This is a genomic window from Nocardioides sp. S5 (assembly GCF_017310035.1).
In the GTDB taxonomy this organism is placed as follows: domain Bacteria; phylum Actinomycetota; class Actinomycetes; order Propionibacteriales; family Nocardioidaceae; genus Nocardioides.
The window spans coordinates 3,021,131-3,038,159 of the sequence record NZ_CP022296.1; the positions used below are offsets into that span (position 1 = coordinate 3,021,131).

Consider the following 17,029-nt stretch of genomic DNA (forward strand, 5'->3'; position numbering starts at 1 on the left):
GACAGCCGGACCACCGACTCGTACGGTGACAGGCGGACAGTTCGGAGAAGGGGACTTCATGCGCAGGCGCACACATATCCACGGACGCACCGAGCGAGGTGCCTCCGCGGTGGAGTTCGCGCTCGTCGTACCTCTTCTCGCTGCACTGCTCTGCGGGATCATCGACTACGGACTGGTCTTCAACGATTCAGTAAGCACCCGAAACGGGATTCGCGAAGCGGCCCGGCAGGGCGTTGTCTCCGACTTTGGGAGTGGCGCAACGCTCGAGACCCTGAAGACACAGGCCAAGGCGGAGATCGGGGCCATCACAGGCACTGCGTCTGTGAAGATCTATGTTCCCGGGAACAAGTGGGAGCGAGGCGCACCCCTCATCGTCTGCGCCTCGATTCCCAACCCAGGGTTGATCAATTTCGTCCCCTTGCCTGACAATCTTCGTTCGCGGGTCGAGATGTCGATCGAGACACAGACCTTGCCGCCCTCAGGGGCCCTCTCGACCGCGGATACCGGAGACTGGTCATGGTGCTGATCCCCCGGAGCCGCACTCGGAGCCCTCGCGACGAGCGCGGTGCTGTCCTAGTGTTGGTCGCCATCCTGGCCATCGTCCTGTTCATCGTGTCGGCGCTCGTTGTAGACCTGGGCATGGGCCGCGCCGAACGTCGAACCGTGCAAGCCACCGCCGACGCGTCCGCGCTGGCTGGGGGCAACGTTCTGTTCGCCGCGAACCCGACCACGCCGGACTACAACGCGGCACGAGACGCGGTCAAGAGCTACGCGACCCAGAACCTGGGGCTCTCGAATGCGGACTGGGCGTCGTGCTCCGACTCGACGCCGCTACCGATCAGTTCTGGGACACCGTGCATCTCCTTCGAGGTGACGACCTCACGAGCACGCGTACGAGTAGTGATCCCGACCCGCACCGTCGGCACCTCGTTCGCCCGCGTCATCGGAGTCAATGAACTCGCGGTGTCCGCGACGGCGCGGGCCACGATCGAGAGGGACAGTGCGAGCGACTGCGGCCTGTGCGTCCTCGGTAGTGGCTCGACGCACGACATCCAGAACGGTGACGTCACCGTCACGGGTGCAGACATCCACTTCAACGGCAATGTCAACGCATCTGCCAACGGGCTCGTGGCCACGAACGGCGAGATCACCGTCGAGGGCACTGCAACCGGTCCGTCGAGCAGCTATCAACCCGCGCCGACGACCGGCGCCAATGCCATCGCAGATCCGCTCGAGGACTACTACGAGCGCCCCGACATGTCCGGGCTCACGGCTGGGTCGGACCCGTGCACCTCGGGCCCCGGAATCTACGGAGATCTCACTGTCAACGGAGGTACGTGCAACCTGTCGCCGGGCCTCTATGTGATCACTGGCCTGTGGAAGATGGGCGGCTCCGGCGGCACCATCGCCGGCACTGGCGTGACCCTCTTCTTCGCGTGCGGCACCACCAGTTCGGTCACAGCGTGCGCGCAGGGCGGCGAGGACGGCGGCACGATCGACACCGGAGGCAATGGCGTGCTGTCGATCACGGCGCCGACGACGGGGAACTACAAGGGCATGGCGTTGTGGTTCGACCGCAACAACACTGAGGAGGCGCACCTGCACGGCAACGGGCTTGGCGCATTCTCCGGCACCATCTACGGCCAGTCCATCGAGCTCCGCATGAGCGGCAACGGGTGCAGCAACACCAACGCGCTGATCATCGTGAAGGATCTCGGGTTTGACGGCAACCCGTCATGCCTCACGTCCACCTACGTGCAGGGCGCCAACGTGCAGCTGCCGCCCAACAACCTGCACCTGGATCAGTGATCCGGCGACATCAACCGTCCGCTGGCCAGTCGTCGTCGAGGTCGATGTGCTGGACGTCTGCCGCTGAAGGCTGCTGGTTCTCGACCGTCGCCATGAAGGCGGCCGCGGCGTGGGCGAGCGACTCCGCCGCGCCGCTCAGGTGGCCCTTGACCTCCGGGCTCAACCGGCGTACAGCATGGACCGTGCGGCAGAGGGGGCACACCGTGCACTTGGCCGATCCCGTCGACAGGTGGTCGTCGAGGTCGTGCACCGTGGCTGCGGCGTGGGCCGCGAACCCCGACAACCCCTCTCCCGCGTCTCCGACGTGCTCACGCGCCCAGCCGGAGAGGGCGCCGAAGAGCTTGGCGGCCTCCTCGCCCAACGACCCGACCTCGTATGGGTCCCCCGGCTCACTCACGTGGTCTCCTCGTCGACGAACCTGACCTGGAGCTCCCCGTCCTGCACGCGCGCCCCCGCCACGCGGAGCCGAGCCAGCCCGGGGGGAAGCGTCAGCAGGCGACGATACGACGCGACCGAGACGACCAGCTCGTCGCCCTTGCGCGCGAGGCGTACGTCGTCCCGGCTGGCCAGCGGCAGGGGCAGCGCCAGGACACGACCGCCAGCCTCTTGGCGTACGTCCAGGGGCGGGCGTCCCGCCCGTCGCGCCAGCGGGTCGTCACCGCCGTAGACGGCGCCCGCCAGTTCGAGCAGCTCGGCGCGGCCGACCGGCTCGATGTCGCGGTAGACCGACGTGCGCAGGTCCAGCCCCGCGAAGGAGTCGGCCGCGTCGGCCAGCACCTGCTGCTGCGCCCGGACCCAGGTCGTACGCCAGGCGTCCGCCCCGCCCTCAGGGAAGACGCGGTTCACCACTGCCGCGTCGACGGCGTAGCCGAAGAGCGTGAGGAAGGTGTAGGCGCGGCGGGCCTCGGCGAGCACCACCGACTCCGGGGTCAGCACGAGGCGCACCGACGCGTCCGGCCCCGTCAGGAGCGTGCGTACGTCGTCGAGCTCGGCGTGCAGGCGCTCGATGGCGTCGAAGACCGAGTCGCCCGGCATCGGCACGCCGGCCGCGCGCGAAAGCACGGGCTTGAGGGCCTTCACGACGCGGCGCTCCACGGGCAGCACCCGCGTCATGTACCAGCCGAGCGCCTCGGGCAGCGCGAGCAGGCGCAGCGTCTCCGCCGTCGGGGCGCAGTCCACAACCAGGACGTCCCACTCCCCCGACCGCGCCTGGGTCCGGACCTCGAGGAGGGCCAGCACCTCCTCGGCCCCCGGGATGACGGTCAGCTCCTCGGCGGCTACAGGGTCGACCCCGGCCACGTCGAGCACGCTCAGCAGGTAACCCTGGATGTCGCGCCACGACTGCTCGAAGCGCTGCTGGGCGTCGACGTGCTGCACCCAGAGGTTCGGCGCCGCCTCGGTCGGCTCGCTCGTGGCCAGGACGTCGAGGGCGTCCGCCAGCGAGTGCGCCGCGTCCGTAGACAGCACCAGGGTCCGGTGCCCGGCGGACGCCGTACGGCAGGCCGTGGCCGCGGCGAGCGTCGACTTGCCGACGCCGCCCTTGCCGGTGAAGAGGAGGATCCGCACGCCGGACCCGGGCGTCAGAGTGACTCGACGCGCTTCTTGAGGCCTTTCAGCGCGGTGTCGATGAGGATCTTCTCGCCCTTACGCTTCAGCATACCGATCAGCGGGATGCTCACGTCGAGGGCGAGGCGGTAGGTCACCTCGGTGCTGCCGTCGCCGTGGTCGACCAGCGTGTAGGCGCCGTCGAGGGCCTTGAGCATGTTGCCCTCGACCAGGGTCCAGGTCACCTCGCGGTCGGCGTCCCAGTCGTAGGCGAGGGTGTACTCGTCCTTGATGGGCGAGACGTCGAGGGAGAAGTAGACCTGCTCGGCACGACCGCCGGTCCCGGCCTCGGTCACCTCGGCCACCTGCACGCCCTTGGCCCACTCAGGGTAGGACTCGAAGTCGGCGATGACGGCCATGACGTCGGCCGGAGGAGCATCGATCGTGATCGACGAGGAGGTCTGTTCGGCCATGGCCGGAGCCTAGCCCACCGCCCGGACGTGTTCAGGACCTCGTGCCGCAAGCGGCTGTGAGGCTCGGGCTGCTCGCCCGGCAAGCCGGACGAGATCCCTCAGGCGATAGCCTGCGCTTCGCAGTCGACCGCCCGATCCAGGAGGTTCCACCGTGCGTGAGTTCTCCACGCCGCTCTCCCTCTCCATCCCCACGACGGGGAACCTCACCGACGACGTCGTCACCAACGCCCGGGAGGCCGCCTCCACGGCGGTCTTCAGCCGCGCCACCCCTGACGGGTGGATCGACATCACCGCGGAGCAGTTCCACAGCGAGGTCTGCGCGGTCGCCAAGGGTCTCGTCGCCGCGGGCGTCGAGGTCGGGGACCGCGTCGCGCTGCTGTCGAAGACGCGCTACGAGTGGACCCTCCTCGACTACGCCATCTGGTTCGCCGGCGCCGTGACGGTGCCGATCTACGAGACGTCGTCGGCCGAGCAGATCGGCTGGATCCTCCATGACTCCGGCACCCGCGCGGTCGTGGCCGAGGGCCCCGACCACCTCGCCCGCGTCCGCGAGGCACGCCAAACCCACGACCTGCCCGAGCTGCAGCACGTCTGGTCGCTCCAGGACAACGCCGTCGACGTGCTGACGCGCCTGGGCTCAGACATCTCCGACGAGGTCCTCGAGCAGCGGCGCACGACCGCAGGCCCGGGCGACCTGGCCACCCTCATCTACACGAGCGGCACCACGGGCCGGCCCAAGGGCTGCATGCTCACGCACGGGAACTTCATGTTCGAGCTGGGCGTCGCAGTCGAGGAGCTGTCCGACCTCTTCGACACCGACGAGGCCTCCACGCTGCTGTTCCTCCCGCTGGCGCACGTCTTCGCGCGGATCATCCAGATCGGCGCGGTGAAGAGCCGGGCCCGGCTCGGGCACAGCTCCGACATCAAGAACCTGGTCGCCGACCTGGGCGAGTTCCGCCCGACCTTCATCCTCGCCGTCCCGCGGGTGTTCGAGAAGGTCTTCAACACCGCGTCGCAGCGCGCGACCGCCGACGGCCGCGGCAAGGTCTTCGACCGCGCGTCCGACGTCGCGATCGCCTGGTCACGCGCGCTCGACGGCTCGAAGGTCCCTCTGCGGCTGCGGGCCCAGCACGCCGTCTTCGACAAGCTGGTCTACGGAAAGCTCCGGCAGGCCCTCGGCGGCAGCTGCACGTACGCCGTCTCCGGCGGAGCGCCGCTGGGCGACCGGCTCGGCCACTTCTATCGCGGCATCGGGCTGACGGTGCTCGAGGGCTACGGCCTGACGGAGACCACGGCCGCGCTGACCGTGAACCTCCCCGACGCCCAGAAGATCGGCACCGTCGGGCGTCCGATCCCGGGCACCAGCGTGCGCGTCGGCGACGACGGCGAGCTGCTCTTCACGGGTGGCCAGGTGTTCGCGGGCTACTGGGGCAACGACGCCGCCACGCACGAGGCGATCGACGGCGAGGGCTGGTTCCACACCGGTGACGTCGGCGAGGTCGACGACGAGGGCTTCGTGCGGATCACCGGGCGCAAGAAGGAGATCCTGGTGACCGCGGGCGGCAAGAACGTCGCCCCGGCCGTCCTCGAGGACCGGCTGCGCGGGCACGCGCTGGTCGACCAGTGCCTCGTCGTCGGGGACGGGCAACCCTTCATCGGCGCCCTCGTGACGATCGACCGGGAGACCTTCCCGGGCTGGGCCCAGCAGCACGGCAAGTCCGGCGCCGTCGGCGACCTCCTCGACGACCCGGACCTCGTGGCGGCCGTCCAGAACGCCGTCGACGAGGCGAACAAGGCGGTGTCGAAGGCCGAGGCGATCCGGAAGTTCACGATCCTGCCGGGCGAGTGGACCGAGGAGGGCGGTCAGCTGACGCCCAGCTTGAAGCTCAAGCGCAACGTCGTGGTGCGCGAGGCACGTGCGGAGATCGAGGCGCTCTACCTCGGGTGAGACGGACCGTTCGGTGAGCCGTCGGGACCGGGAATGACCATGCCCGGATAGTCATTTCGGGTGGCGCATGGGCCACGTCCGGGTGGTTTGGGCGGTTTAGCCCGCGACCTCCGCGAGACGCCCCTAGATTCGCATCGCTGGGAGGCACCGGGGCCGATTTCACGCAAGACCCTGGAACCACCTGCGCGCCCGGGATCTCCGACCGTGGGGGTCCCACGACCCCCGCGAAGGATCGCACCATGGCTCGCCGTTCAGTACTCCTCCTCGTCGCCGCCCTCATCGCCCTCGCCGGCACGGCCATGATCGTGCTCTACGTCCAGGGCATCGACGCCCGCGCCACAAAGGACCAGGAGCTGGTCGAGGTGCTCGTCGCCACCGAGACGATCGACACCGGCGAGTCGGTCTCCGCGGCTCAAGAGGCCGGCAAGATCGAGAAGTCCGAGGTCCGGCTCGTGGACCTGGTCGAGGGCAGCCTCTCGTCCACGTCCTCGATCTCCGACCTTGTCGCCGTCGGCACGATCTACCCCGGCGAGCAGCTCATCGCCAAGAAGTTCGGCAGCCTCGGTGACACCCAGAGCTTGGTCGTCCCGGACGGCAAGATGGCAGTCTCGGTCGAACTCACCGACTTCGAGCGCGTGGCGGGCTTCGTCAACCCCGGCGACGAGGTCGCCGTCTTCGCAACACCACAGGACCTCACGGCACTCCTTCCCGACGGCAAGGACAGGCCGTTGGGCGACTACACCCGCATCCTGCTGACGCGCGTTCCTGTTCTCGGGGTCGGCACCACGAGCGTAACGTCGACCACCACCAAGACCGAGGACGGCGACCAAGTCGCCGAGCAGGTCGCGCGCACGATCCTGACTCTCGCGGTCACCCAGGAAGAGGCCGAACTGCTCATCCAGGCCGACCGTAACTCCGACATCACCTTCGCGTTATTGACAGACGAGTCCAAGGTAGAGGACAACGCGGGGATCCGGCCGGGCGACCTGTACCCCGAGCTCTTCCGCGGACTCCAGCCGTGACCGCCGTACTCGAACCCGACGGCGCCCAGCGGGCGATCCTCCAGGCGATGCTCCACGGGTCGGTGGCCTTCGCCGACGTGGAGGGCCTCGACGGGCACATCCGCACCACAGCCAACGAGTTCGCCGTCGTCATCGGTCCGTCGGTGCCGGGTGACGCGGCAGCCGAGCTGGCGCAGTGGGCCCGCGTGCACCGTCCGGACCTCGGCGTGATCCTGCTGCGCAACGACATCGACAGCAACACGCTCTCCCTGGCCTTGCGGAGCGGCATGCGCGAGGTCGTGGCCGCCCGTGACCTCGCCGGCATCACCACGGCGGTGGCGCGAGCGCGCAGCGTGGCCAACGCCATCGGGCAGACCCTGATGGACGAGGTCCAAGCGGCCGCACAGACGGCGCGGGCGGAGGTCGCGGCGGAGGTCGCGGAGGCCGCAGCCGTCGCTCAGGCGGAGGCGGACGCACCGCGCGGCAAGGTCATCACCGTGTTCTCCACCAAGGGCGGCGTCGGCAAGAGTCTGGTCGCGACCAACCTCGGGGTGGCGATGTCCAGCAGCGGACGCTCGACGTGCCTGGTGGACCTCGACGTCAACAGCGGCGACGTGGCGATCATGCTCCAGCTGACACCCCAGCGCACGATCAACGACCTCGTCGGCTTCAACGGCGTCATCGACGCCGAAGGGATCTCGACAATCCTCACGCATCACTCCGACAACCTGTCGGTGGTCGCTGCACCGGTGCGCCTCGACTCCCCCGACCAGGCCTCGGTCGACGACATCGGCAAGCTGCTCGACGCGCTGCGGCGGATGGTCGACTTCGTGGTCGTCGACACCTCCGGGGTCTTCGACGACAACGCACTGTGCGCCCTCGACCGCTCAGACATGATCGTGCTGGTCGGCACTCTCGACATCCCGTCGCTCAAGGCGCTCAAGCTCGCCACTAGCACGCTCGACATGCTCAACTTCCCCAAGGCCACGTGGAAGTTCGTGCTCAACCGTGCCGACGGCAAGGTCGGCCTGACCTCCGACGAGTACGAGAAGACCCTGGACCTCAAGGCGGACTGCTCGCTCGTGTCGAGCCGCGAGGTGCTCGCAGCCGTCAACCGGGGCGAGGCGCTCGTGAGCGCCTACCCCGGACATCCCAACAGCAAGGCCCTGGTCGCGTTCTCCCGCAACGTGACCGACGCCCTCGGCGCCGCCGACGGCGCGGCCGACCCGTCCAGCCGGAAGTCCAGTGGCTCCCGGCTCCGCCTCAGGAGGGGCTGACGTGAGCCTGACAGACCGACTGGCCGCAGCACGCGGCCGTGGCCCCGAGACCATTGACAAGCCACCGGCGCCGGGCGCTGTTGCGGGCGCCCCCACCACCGTGCCTACCGCGACTGCGGCACCGTCGGGCGGAGGGGCCAAGCGCAAGCCAGCCTCGCCCAAGTCCGACCCCTTCCAGGACCTGAAGCGGATCGTGCACCAACGGCTCGTGGAGTCGCTCGGACCCAAGCTGTACGACGCCCACATGACGCAGTCGGAGCTCGAGCAGCAGGTGCGGCTGGCCCTCCAGACGGCCATCGCCGACGCCGACATCCCCATGTCGTCCGCGGATCGCACCCGCGTCTCGCAGGAGATCGCCGACGACATCCTCGGTTACGGACCCATCGAGCCGCTGCTGCGCGACTCCAGCCTGTCTGAGGTCATGGTCAACTCCTACCAGGACATCTACGTCGAGCGCAGCGGCAAACTCGTCCGGGTGGACACGTCGTTCACCGACGAGGCCCACCTGCGTCGCACCATCGACAAGATCGTCAGCAAGATCGGCCGCCGCGTCGACGAGACGAGTCCGATGTGCGACGCCCGCCTGCCCGACGGCAGCCGTGTCAACGCGATCATCCCTCCGCTGGCCCTCGACGGCTCCAAGCTCACCATCCGCAAGTTCTCCGAGGACCCCTACACCGTTGACGACCTGATCAACTTCGGCACGCTCACCCCGGCGTCAGCCGGTCTGCTCGAGGGCTGCGTGCGGGGTCGTCTCAACATCCTGGTCTCAGGTGGAACGGGCTCCGGAAAAACGACCACGCTCAACGTGCTCTCGTCCTTCATCCCCGAGGACGAGCGCATCGTCACCATCGAGGACGCCGCCGAGCTGCGGCTCGGTCAGGACCACGTGCTGCGCCTGGAGTCGCGCCCGGCCAACATTGAGGGCAAGGGCGCGGTCACTATCCGCGACCTGGTGAAGAACTCCCTGCGCATGCGGCCCGACCGGGTGGTCGTCGGCGAGATCCGTGACGCTGCCGCGCTCGACATGCTTCAAGCGATGAACACCGGCCACGACGGCTCGATCTCGACCCTGCACGCCAACACACCGCGTGACGCCCTGGCCCGTCTGGAGACCATGGTGCTCATGGCCGGCATGGACCTGCCCGTGCGCGCCATCCGCGAGCAGGTCGCCAGCGCTGTCGACCTGATCATCCAGCAGACCCGTCTCAAGGACGGCACCCGTCGCATCACCGCGATCACCGAGATCGTCGGCATGGAGGGCGACATCATCACCACCCAGGACGTGTTCATGTTCGACTACGCCGCGGGTGTGGACGAGAACGGCAGGTTCCAGGGCGGCCTGAAGTCCATGGGCCTGCGGCCCCGCTTCCTCGAGCGCCTGACCGACCACGGCGTGCACGTGGACCCGGCCATCTTCGCCACAGGCGGAACCCTGCGATGAAGTCGTCACGCACCACCCGAGCGGCGGCGACCCTGGCGGTCGGTGTGCTGCTCGCGCTCGGCACCACACTTCCCGCCCACGCGGAGGACGAGGTCAACATCGACCACATCGAGTCGGTCGACGGACAGGTGTCGCTCGTGCTCGCGGTCGACGGCATCCCCGGCGACAGCGACGTCGATGCCTCCTCCGTGCGCGTGGAGGTCGACGGCCGGGCCGTGGAGTCCACCGCCAAGCTGATCTCCGCCGGCGACGTAGAGCGGACGACGGTGCTGGTGCTCGATGCCAGCAACAGCATGCGCCAGGGCGACAAGTTCACCGCGGCCACCAGCGCCGTCGACACCTTCCTCGCATCCGCCCCCGACGACATCCGGATCGGACTTGTCGCCTTTGCCGGCGACATCGGCACGGTGGTGCAGCCCACCACCGACCACGCCTCCGTGCAGGCTGCCCTCACCAGCATCGAGCTCCGGAAGGGCACAGCCGTCTACGACGGCATCGCCGAGGGTCTCGACTTGGTCGGCGCGGAAGGCTCGCGCTCGCTCCTCGTGCTTTCCGACGGCGGTGACACCAGCAGTTCGACGACGCTCGACGTGGTCAGCAACGACGCCACCGACGTCGGCGTGGTCGTCGACGTCGTGTCGCTCGCGAACCCCAAGAACGCCGAGACCATGTTGGAGCTGGCCGAGGACACGGGCGGTCAGGTGATCCCAGCCGAGCAGGACGCCCTCTCGTCAGTGTTCTCCGCGCAGGCCGACGCGCTGGCCAAGCAGCTGCTGGTCGCCTTCGACCGCCCCGAGGACGCGTCGAGCGAGGTCAACCTCGGCGTGAGCGTCGACACTGCCGAGGCGACGTACACGGACTCCGCCTTCATCTCGATCGGTGCGGCACCCGCCGCCCCTGACCTTGTGTCGTCAGGCCGCTCGCTCGTGGGCACACCAGGCATGCTGATGGGCGCCGTCGCGCTCGGCCTCGGCTTCGCTGGCATCTTGGCCGTCGTCCTCGCAGGACCGAACAAGTCGTCCGCCGACCGACGCCTCGACGCGTACTTCGGCGGTGACGGCAAGAGCGGGAAGCGGAAATCGGACACAACGGCGGACCTCAAGGGGTCGGCGGTAGCGCTCACCGACAAGGTCGTCTCCGCGGACCTCGAGTCCCGGATCTCCCAGCGCCTCGCGGGCGCCGGATCCGCGCTGACAGCCTCGGAGTGGCTGCTACTGCACGCCGGCATCGCCGTCGCGTCGGCCCTCGTGGGATTCGTCCTGAGGGGGCCCGGCCTCGCCGGACTCGGCCTCGTCCTTGGCATCATCGTGCCGTGGGTCTACCTGAAGTTCCGCCACTCTCGGCGCCTGAATCGTTTCAACGGCCAGCTGGCCGAGACGCTGGGCCTGATGGCAGGTGGCCTCCAAGCCGGCTTGTCCCTTCCTCAAGCCATCGACAGCGTGGTCCGCGAGGGCATCGAACCGATGGCAGGTGAACTCCGGCGTGCCCTGATCGAGCAGCGCTTGGGGGTCGACATCACCGACGCCCTCGAAGGTGTCGGTTTCCGCATGGACAGCGAAGACTTCAATTGGATCGTCATGGCCATCCGGATTCAACGCGAGGTCGGCGGCAACCTCGCTGAGATCCTGCACACTGTGGCTGACACCCTTCGTGAACGAGAGTATCTGCGCCGCCAGGTCAAGGCGCTGAGCGCCGAGGGGCGGCTGTCCGGTTACATTCTGACCGGTCTGCCACCGCTGATCGGCCTCTACATGCTGTTCGCCAACCCCGATTACGTTGCTCTGCTCTACACCACGTTGCCCGGATTCATCCTACTCGGGGCCGCTGCTCTGTTGCTGGGGGTCGGCTCGTTCGCCATGTCCAAGCTCGCGAAGGTCGAGGTTTGAGATGACCGAGATGACGTTGTTGGCAGGCGCAGGCCTGCTCTGTGTCGCTACTGTTCTTGCTCTGTCAGTTATCGGAGTGGTGACCGCCGAGCGGCGTGGCGTCGCTCGGTCCGTGGCTGCCGTACAGGCACTCGACTCAGCCCCGGCCGTGCTGAAGGAGGAGATCGATCAATCGTTCGCCGAGCGCGTGATTGCGCCTCTCGGCGAGCGGCTCGTCGGCATTGGGCGAAGACTTGTCCGTGCTGACACCGCAGTGAAGCTCCAGTACCGCCTCGACATCGCAGGTAATCCGCCAGCGTGGGACGTGAATCGCATCCTGGGCCTCAAAATTCTTGGTCTGGCTGTCTTTGGTCCGCTCTCCTTTCTATACCTCTTGGGCACGGGCTGGCCGTTCTACCGGGTGGTCATCGCGACCGGCCTGGCCGCGGGCTTCGGCTACGTACTGCCGAACGTGCTGCTTTACAACGCCGGATCAAAGCGCGAGACACTCATGCGCAACGCTCTACCGGACGCCATGGACCTCCTCACCATCTCAGTAGAGGCTGGTCTTGGGTTCGACGCTGCCGTGAGTCGCGTCGCCAAGAACGGCGACGGACCCTTGAACATGGAGTTCACCCGCCTCTTGCAGGAGATGCAGCTCGGTGTCGGTCGGACGGATGCCATGCGCGCCATGGCCGAACGCTCGTCACTCGCAGACCTGAAGTCGTTTTGTAGCGCCATGGTGCAGGCCGACAGCCTCGGAATCCCGATCGCACGAGTCCTGCGCATCCAAAGCCAGGAAATGCGCACCAAGCGCCGTCAACGGGCCGAGGAAAAAGCGCAGCAGGTGCCTATCCGAATCATGATTCCCCTCGTCCTGTTCATCCTGCCGTGCCTCTTCATCGTCATCCTGGGACCTGCCGGCATCCAGATTGCCGACTCGTTCTCGAACATGTGACCCGTTGATGACCCCCACCGCGCCGCAGGACGGCAGTGCGCCCAGCCCCGCGCTCACGTCCTGGCGCACGACGACAGCCGTGCGCGTGTTCGCCCTGGCCCTGGCCACGGGCACGGCACTCAGCAGCGGTGTCTTCGTCCAGTCCACCCCGATCCTGGTGGTGCTCGTCATGACTGCCGCGGTCACCTCGCTGGTCGAGTGGGTGACTCGCAACCGCCCTCTGCACTGGCATGTCGTGGCTGAGGCCGTGGCGGTGACCGCCCTGCTCGTCGCCACCCAGTCCACGTTCGAGCTCGGCGCCTACCTCGCCGTGCCACCGATCGCTGCCGGGGTCCGCCACGGTCTCGTCACCACTCTCAACGTGACCCTCGTGTCCGTCCTGACCGTCGCGGCGACGGTCGCGACAGATCCCGCCTCCGACACCCTTCGGCGGATGGGCGAGACGGTGCTCTGGCTCGCGATCGGATTGGGCGTGGGGCTGCTCGCGAGCCTCCAGTCGCGCTCGACCCGCACGATGGCGGCGCGCCAGGCGCCGTACGCCACCGCCCACCAGCTCATGGAACGCATCCACCGTCTCGCACGCTCGGGCAACCTCGGGCTCGACAGCGCCGCGCTCGCCTCCGACCTCGACAGCGCCATGCAGCGAGCCAGTGGGTGCGCCAGGTCGACGGTCTTCGTCGTGGATCCCGACGAGACGCTCCGCTCGCTGAACGCCGGGGACGACGCCGAGCGACTGGCGACGGAGATCGGGCTTCCGGAGTGGGAGCGCACCCCGGGCGCGGCGGTGGTGCCTCTACGCGGCTCCCAGCAGGTGCTGGGCTACTGCGTCCTCGTCGGCGTGCCTCGTTGGACGGCGGAGCTGGACGAGCGAGCACTCGAGGTCGCCGACGAGTTCGCCCTACGACTCGACACGGCGATTCTCTTCGACGACATCCGCGTCCTGGCCACCTCCGAGGAGCGCACCAGGATCGCGCGCGAGATGCACGACGGGGTCGCCCAGGAGATCGTGGGCCTGGGCTACATCGTTGACGAGATCGAGTCCATGAGCGACCACGAGCAGACCAGGGCGCTGGCCTCGGAGCTGCGCGAGGAGATCACCCGACTCGTCTCGGAGATCCGCTTCTCCATCTTCGACCTGCGCCACGAGGTCACTGACGGCCGCCTGTCTAGCCCGTTGGCCGACTACGCGCGCGAGGTCAGCCATGCGACCGGCCTCCGGGTCCACCTCTCGCTGGCCGAGTCCGGCCCCCCTCTGCCTCCCCGGACCGCCACCGAGGTGCTGCGGGTGGCGCAGGAGGCCATCGGCAACGTCCGCAAGCACGCCCGCGCCGAGAACCTCTGGGTCACCCTCGACTCCGACGGATCGTCACTGCGGCTCGAGGTCGCGGACGATGGGATCGGCAACGCCGAGCCCCGCGATCACCACTGGGGACTCCAGACGATGCGGGAGCGTGCTGCCACTGTCGGCGCCCAGCTCGCGGTCACCCCCCGCCACGACGGCGGAACCGTCGTCAGCCTGCGGTCGCCGACGACCGCTCCCCCCGAAGGAGACAACGCCCATGGGCACCACCGTGCTACTGGTTGACGACCACGAGCTGATCCGGCAGGGCCTCGCCCGTGCCTTCGAGCGCGACGTCGACATGACCGTGATCGGCCAGGCGGGCAGCGTCGAGGGGGGCATCTCCTTCTGGGATGACCTCCAGCCCGACGTGGTCGTTACCGACCTCCAGATGCCGGACGGCAGTGGCCTCGACGTCGTGCGCGCGATCCGCGCGAAGAGCGACACCACCGGCGTCGTGGTCCTCACCATGCACGCGGGCGACGACCAGATCTTCGCCGCCATGGAGGCGGGAGCGTCGGCCTTCGTGGGCAAGGACACCCGTGCCACCGAGGTGGTGAGCGCTGCCAAGCACGCGGCAGTGGCCCCACGCACGTTCCTCTGCGCCGGCCTCAGCCGGGCCGTGATGCGCCGGGCAACCTCACCTGCGCCGCCCAGGCTGTCGGGACGCGAGTCGGAGGTCCTCGCGCTGCTGGCCGACGGGCTCGGCACCGGTGAGATCGCCGGCTCGCTCTTCATGAGCGAGTCGACGGCCAAGACCCACATCACCCACATCTACCAGAAGCTGGGCGCCGCGAACCGCGCCCAGGCGCTGGTGACGGCCATGCGGCTCGGGCTCCTCGACCACACCTCACCGCAACGGTTCTGAGCCAGCGACCGAGTGGTGTCCCCCGGCCCTGCGCGGGTGGTCGGCAGATAGTCACAAGGGACTATCCAGAGGAGGCCGATCACCCGATTCAACAAGTGCCGGAACTTGGCAGAGTTCTCTCGACGGGTCCTCGTGGACTCGGAACCGAGACTCATCACACATACACCAAGGGGAAACACCATGCTCGAGAAGTTCATCACCCTCATGCTTGTTGGCCGCGACGAGGAGAAGGGCGCCACCGCAGTGGAGTACGCCCTCATGGTTGCGCTCATCGCCGTGTTCATCATCGGCGCCGTCCAGTTCCTCGGCGGTGCGCTCGACGGCCTGTTCCGTCGGATTGGTGGCGCGGTCTGACGCGCACAAAACAGATCTTCGAGGGCCGGTGTCCATATCGACGCCGGCCCTCGACGTCTGCTCTTCCAAGCGCATTGGCCCCGCTTCGCCCCGGTCCGTCGTTCCCCGAAGAGCGGCGTTGGTGAGTTTTTCCCACGGTCACCGCCGGGCTGCCCAGGAACGGAGAAGGTGACTCGCAAGTGGCCCTAACGAACTATCGCGTTGGAGCCGATCGCCTGACCCGCGGCACCGTCGTGAGGCGACATGCTTGTCTCGGACGGGTCTGAAAGGCTCGCCAATTCATTCTTATCACTGCAAGGGGAATCCATGTTCGACAAGTTCATCACCCTTATGCTTAGTCGCGACGAAGAGAAGGGCGCCACCGCAGTGGAGTACGCTCTCATGGTTGCGCTGATCGCCGTGTTCATCATTGGTGCCGTCCAGTTCCTGGGCGGTGCACTGGACGGTCTCTTCCGTCAGATTGGTGCCGCGATCTGACGTTTGCATCTCGGAGACCGGTGTCGCACGCTCACCACCGGCCTCTCTTCATTCCAGCGTCTGGAAGGACGGGTAAAGGTATGTCGCTATTTGTGATGCCGAGCCGTGAAGATTGCGGCGCCACCGCTACGGAGTACGCGCTACTGGGGGGGTTCATCGCTGTGGTCATCGCAACATCCGTGGGGTTCTTCGGTCGAGCTGTCGCTGCGGTGTTCATGAACTTTCCCAACATCTGGCCCTGAGGTCGAACGAGTCACAGCGGCGCAGTGGTTCCCGCAGGGTGGGCGTTGAGGCGATCATCAGCGCGTAAGCGATGCCGGTGCGTCGATCCGCCAACAGCCACAGCACCGAACGTCGACGAGTTGCTGAGGGCGACCCGGTCAACGGTCGCCCTGTTGCGATCACAAATTCGGGGTCCCGATGCGGTGGTTGGGTTCCTACGTCCCCGCCAAGTCGTGAAGACGCGCTTGCCACGCGCGTAGCAACGCCAGTCCGGTCACGCCCGCGCTGCGCAGTTCGACAGCGAGCTCAGAATCCGCGTCGACGCGCTTGTAGATCCCGACCAGCCGCCGTTCCCCCAGCCGCTCTGCGATGATCCGACAGGCGAGCCAGGCTTCCTCGTAGCGGGCCTGGAGGTCAGGTGCACGCGTGTCGAAGTCCTTGGCCGAGGGGAGGGACCTAGGTACGCCGTTACGCCGGGCCACCTCGATCGCCCGCCCGAGGGTCGTGCGGTCGGGCAGCCGCGTGTCACGCAGTGCGACGTAGTCGGCGAAGCCCTCCAGCAGCCACGGTTCGACGGGCCTGCGGACCGCGTCGGTGGCGACGTGGACCAGCTCGTGGCTCATCACGACCTGTGCGCCCGCGCGACGGAGGCGCGAGGTGACGTCGGGGTTCAAGAAGACGTGCACCGGCGCGTCCTGCTCCGCCGTGCTGCCGACCGGTGCCGTGACGGCGGCGATGCCGGCGTAGGTCCCGGGCTGCACGCCGAGCGTGTCGTCGAGGTCACCCGCACTGGCGGGGACCTCGACCACCACCGGACCGATGCGTTCGGGCAGCACGCGACGTACGACGTCGATGCCGCGCTCCACCCGCCGCACCACCGCCTTCGCCTCGGACGGGGTGCCGTCCACCATGACCAGCACCCCACGGGCGGTCGCCACGGACAGACGACCGCGAAGCCACAGCGGCACCCGGGCGGTACCGCCGGCGCTGAAGTCGGCGATCGCCAGCCCGTCGTCGTCCGGGACGAAGGTGACGACCACCTCGGCCCGAGCGGGCGCAGCATCGAGACGCGCGACCTGCCAGGTGAGGTCGACGGTCCCCGACCACGTCCCGTCGCTCGCGACTGTCCCGACCTGGTCGACGTAGCGCGCGGAGAGCGCGCGCAGGTCGAGGTCGGCTGCTGTGTCGGCGATCCCCGCGAACCTCTCACCGACGACGGCGTCCCCGGCAGGCGCAAGCGAGGCCAGCACATCGGCGTCCCGGGACGCGACACCGTCCACGAAGCTCGCCAGCGCCTCGGCTGCGTCGCGTGGGCTCGCCCGCGGCACGTCGACGGGCGCAGGATCGACGTCGTGGCGCCCGCCCTGCACCAAAGTGACCAGGACCGCGGCCACTACGAACAGCAGAAGGCCGGCCGCCCACCAGAGTGGGCGACCGGCCTTCGAGGTC

At 68.2% G+C, this 17,029-nt stretch carries 16 protein-coding genes; 12 read left to right on the forward strand and 4 right to left on the reverse strand.

The features are described 5' to 3' along the window. The first annotated feature begins 109 nt into the window (after positions 1 to 109). Together CFI00_RS14930 and CFI00_RS14935 are read left to right on the forward strand one after the other, a co-directional pair. Positions 110 to 526 carry a TadE/TadG family type IV pilus assembly protein gene (locus tag CFI00_RS14930; RefSeq protein ID WP_207081881.1) on the forward strand — a complete coding sequence of 139 codons (417 nt, stop codon included), beginning with the start codon at positions 110 to 112 and terminating at the stop codon, positions 524 to 526. Continuing rightward, on the forward strand, positions 517 to 1,809 hold the full coding sequence (locus CFI00_RS14935) for a TadE/TadG family type IV pilus assembly protein (RefSeq protein ID WP_277988304.1): 1,293 nt from the start codon (positions 517 to 519) through the stop codon (positions 1,807 to 1,809). The genes CFI00_RS14930 and CFI00_RS14935 overlap by 10 nt, the downstream gene beginning before the upstream one ends. A gap of 10 nt (positions 1,810 to 1,819) precedes the next feature. Here CFI00_RS14935 and CFI00_RS14940 read toward each other — a convergent pair whose 3' ends face one another. The 3 genes from CFI00_RS14940 to CFI00_RS14950 are packed head-to-tail and all read right to left on the reverse strand — an operon-like array spanning position 1,820 to position 3,827. Next, positions 1,820 to 2,206, reverse strand: coding sequence for a hypothetical protein (locus CFI00_RS14940; protein ID WP_207081883.1), 387 nt, complete (start codon positions 2,204 to 2,206; stop codon positions 1,820 to 1,822). Further along, positions 2,203 to 3,375, reverse strand: coding sequence for an ArsA family ATPase (locus tag CFI00_RS14945; protein WP_207081884.1), 1,173 nt, complete (start codon positions 3,373 to 3,375; stop codon positions 2,203 to 2,205). Before CFI00_RS14945 ends, CFI00_RS14940 begins: the two co-directional genes overlap by 4 nt. Before the next feature lie 14 nt (positions 3,376 to 3,389). Then, positions 3,390 to 3,827 carry an SRPBCC family protein gene (locus tag CFI00_RS14950; RefSeq protein WP_207081885.1) on the reverse strand — a complete coding sequence of 146 codons (438 nt, stop codon included), beginning with the start codon at positions 3,825 to 3,827 and terminating at the stop codon, positions 3,390 to 3,392. Positions 3,828 to 3,978: 151 nt separating this feature from the next. Between CFI00_RS14950 and CFI00_RS14955 the strand changes: the two genes are divergently transcribed. The 10 genes from CFI00_RS14955 (at position 3,979) to CFI00_RS15000 (ending at position 15,358) form a co-directional block, all read left to right on the forward strand. Further along, positions 3,979 to 5,775 (forward strand): AMP-dependent synthetase/ligase, encoded by a 1,797-nt coding sequence (locus CFI00_RS14955; protein ID WP_207081886.1) that lies wholly within the window; start codon positions 3,979 to 3,981, stop codon positions 5,773 to 5,775. Positions 5,776 to 6,014: 239 nt separating this feature from the next. Beyond that, positions 6,015 to 6,797 carry a Flp pilus assembly protein CpaB gene (cpaB, locus tag CFI00_RS14960; RefSeq protein WP_207081887.1) on the forward strand — a complete coding sequence of 261 codons (783 nt, stop codon included), beginning with the start codon at positions 6,015 to 6,017 and terminating at the stop codon, positions 6,795 to 6,797. Beyond that, a complete protein-coding gene (locus tag CFI00_RS14965) occupies positions 6,794 to 8,053 on the forward strand; it encodes a P-loop NTPase (RefSeq protein ID WP_207081888.1) in 1,260 nt (419 codons plus the stop codon). The genes cpaB and CFI00_RS14965 overlap by 4 nt, the downstream gene beginning before the upstream one ends. A 1-nt stretch (position 8,054) precedes the next feature. Further along, a complete protein-coding gene (locus tag CFI00_RS14970) occupies positions 8,055 to 9,497 on the forward strand; it encodes a CpaF family protein (RefSeq protein ID WP_242532417.1) in 1,443 nt (480 codons plus the stop codon). Positions 9,498 to 9,541: 44 nt separating this feature from the next. Next, positions 9,542 to 11,383, forward strand: coding sequence for a type II secretion system F family protein (locus tag CFI00_RS14975; protein ID WP_207081890.1), 1,842 nt, complete (start codon positions 9,542 to 9,544; stop codon positions 11,381 to 11,383). A gap of 1 nt (position 11,384) precedes the next feature. After that, the gene (locus tag CFI00_RS14980; protein ID WP_207081891.1) at positions 11,385 to 12,320 is read left to right on the forward strand and encodes a type II secretion system F family protein; all 936 of its coding nucleotides are present in this window, start codon (positions 11,385 to 11,387) and stop codon (positions 12,318 to 12,320) included. Between the two features lie 7 nt (positions 12,321 to 12,327). Next, entirely contained in the window at positions 12,328 to 13,905 is a 1,578-nt protein-coding gene (locus CFI00_RS14985) for a histidine kinase (protein WP_207081892.1), read from the forward strand. Then, positions 13,880 to 14,527, forward strand: coding sequence for a response regulator transcription factor (locus CFI00_RS14990; RefSeq protein WP_207081893.1), 648 nt, complete (start codon positions 13,880 to 13,882; stop codon positions 14,525 to 14,527). Before CFI00_RS14985 ends, CFI00_RS14990 begins: the two co-directional genes overlap by 26 nt. A 180-nt stretch (positions 14,528 to 14,707) precedes the next feature. Beyond that, positions 14,708 to 14,881, forward strand: coding sequence for a Flp family type IVb pilin (locus CFI00_RS14995; RefSeq protein ID WP_207081894.1), 174 nt, complete (start codon positions 14,708 to 14,710; stop codon positions 14,879 to 14,881). Positions 14,882 to 15,187: 306 nt separating this feature from the next. Further along, entirely contained in the window at positions 15,188 to 15,358 is a 171-nt protein-coding gene (locus CFI00_RS15000) for a Flp family type IVb pilin (protein ID WP_207081895.1), read from the forward strand. Positions 15,359 to 15,795: 437 nt separating this feature from the next. Here the strand turns inward: CFI00_RS15000 and CFI00_RS15005 are convergent, their stop codons facing one another. Next, on the reverse strand, positions 15,796 to 16,974 hold the full coding sequence (locus CFI00_RS15005; RefSeq protein ID WP_207081896.1) for a hypothetical protein: 1,179 nt from the start codon (positions 16,972 to 16,974) through the stop codon (positions 15,796 to 15,798). Positions 16,975 to 17,029 lie beyond the last annotated feature (55 nt).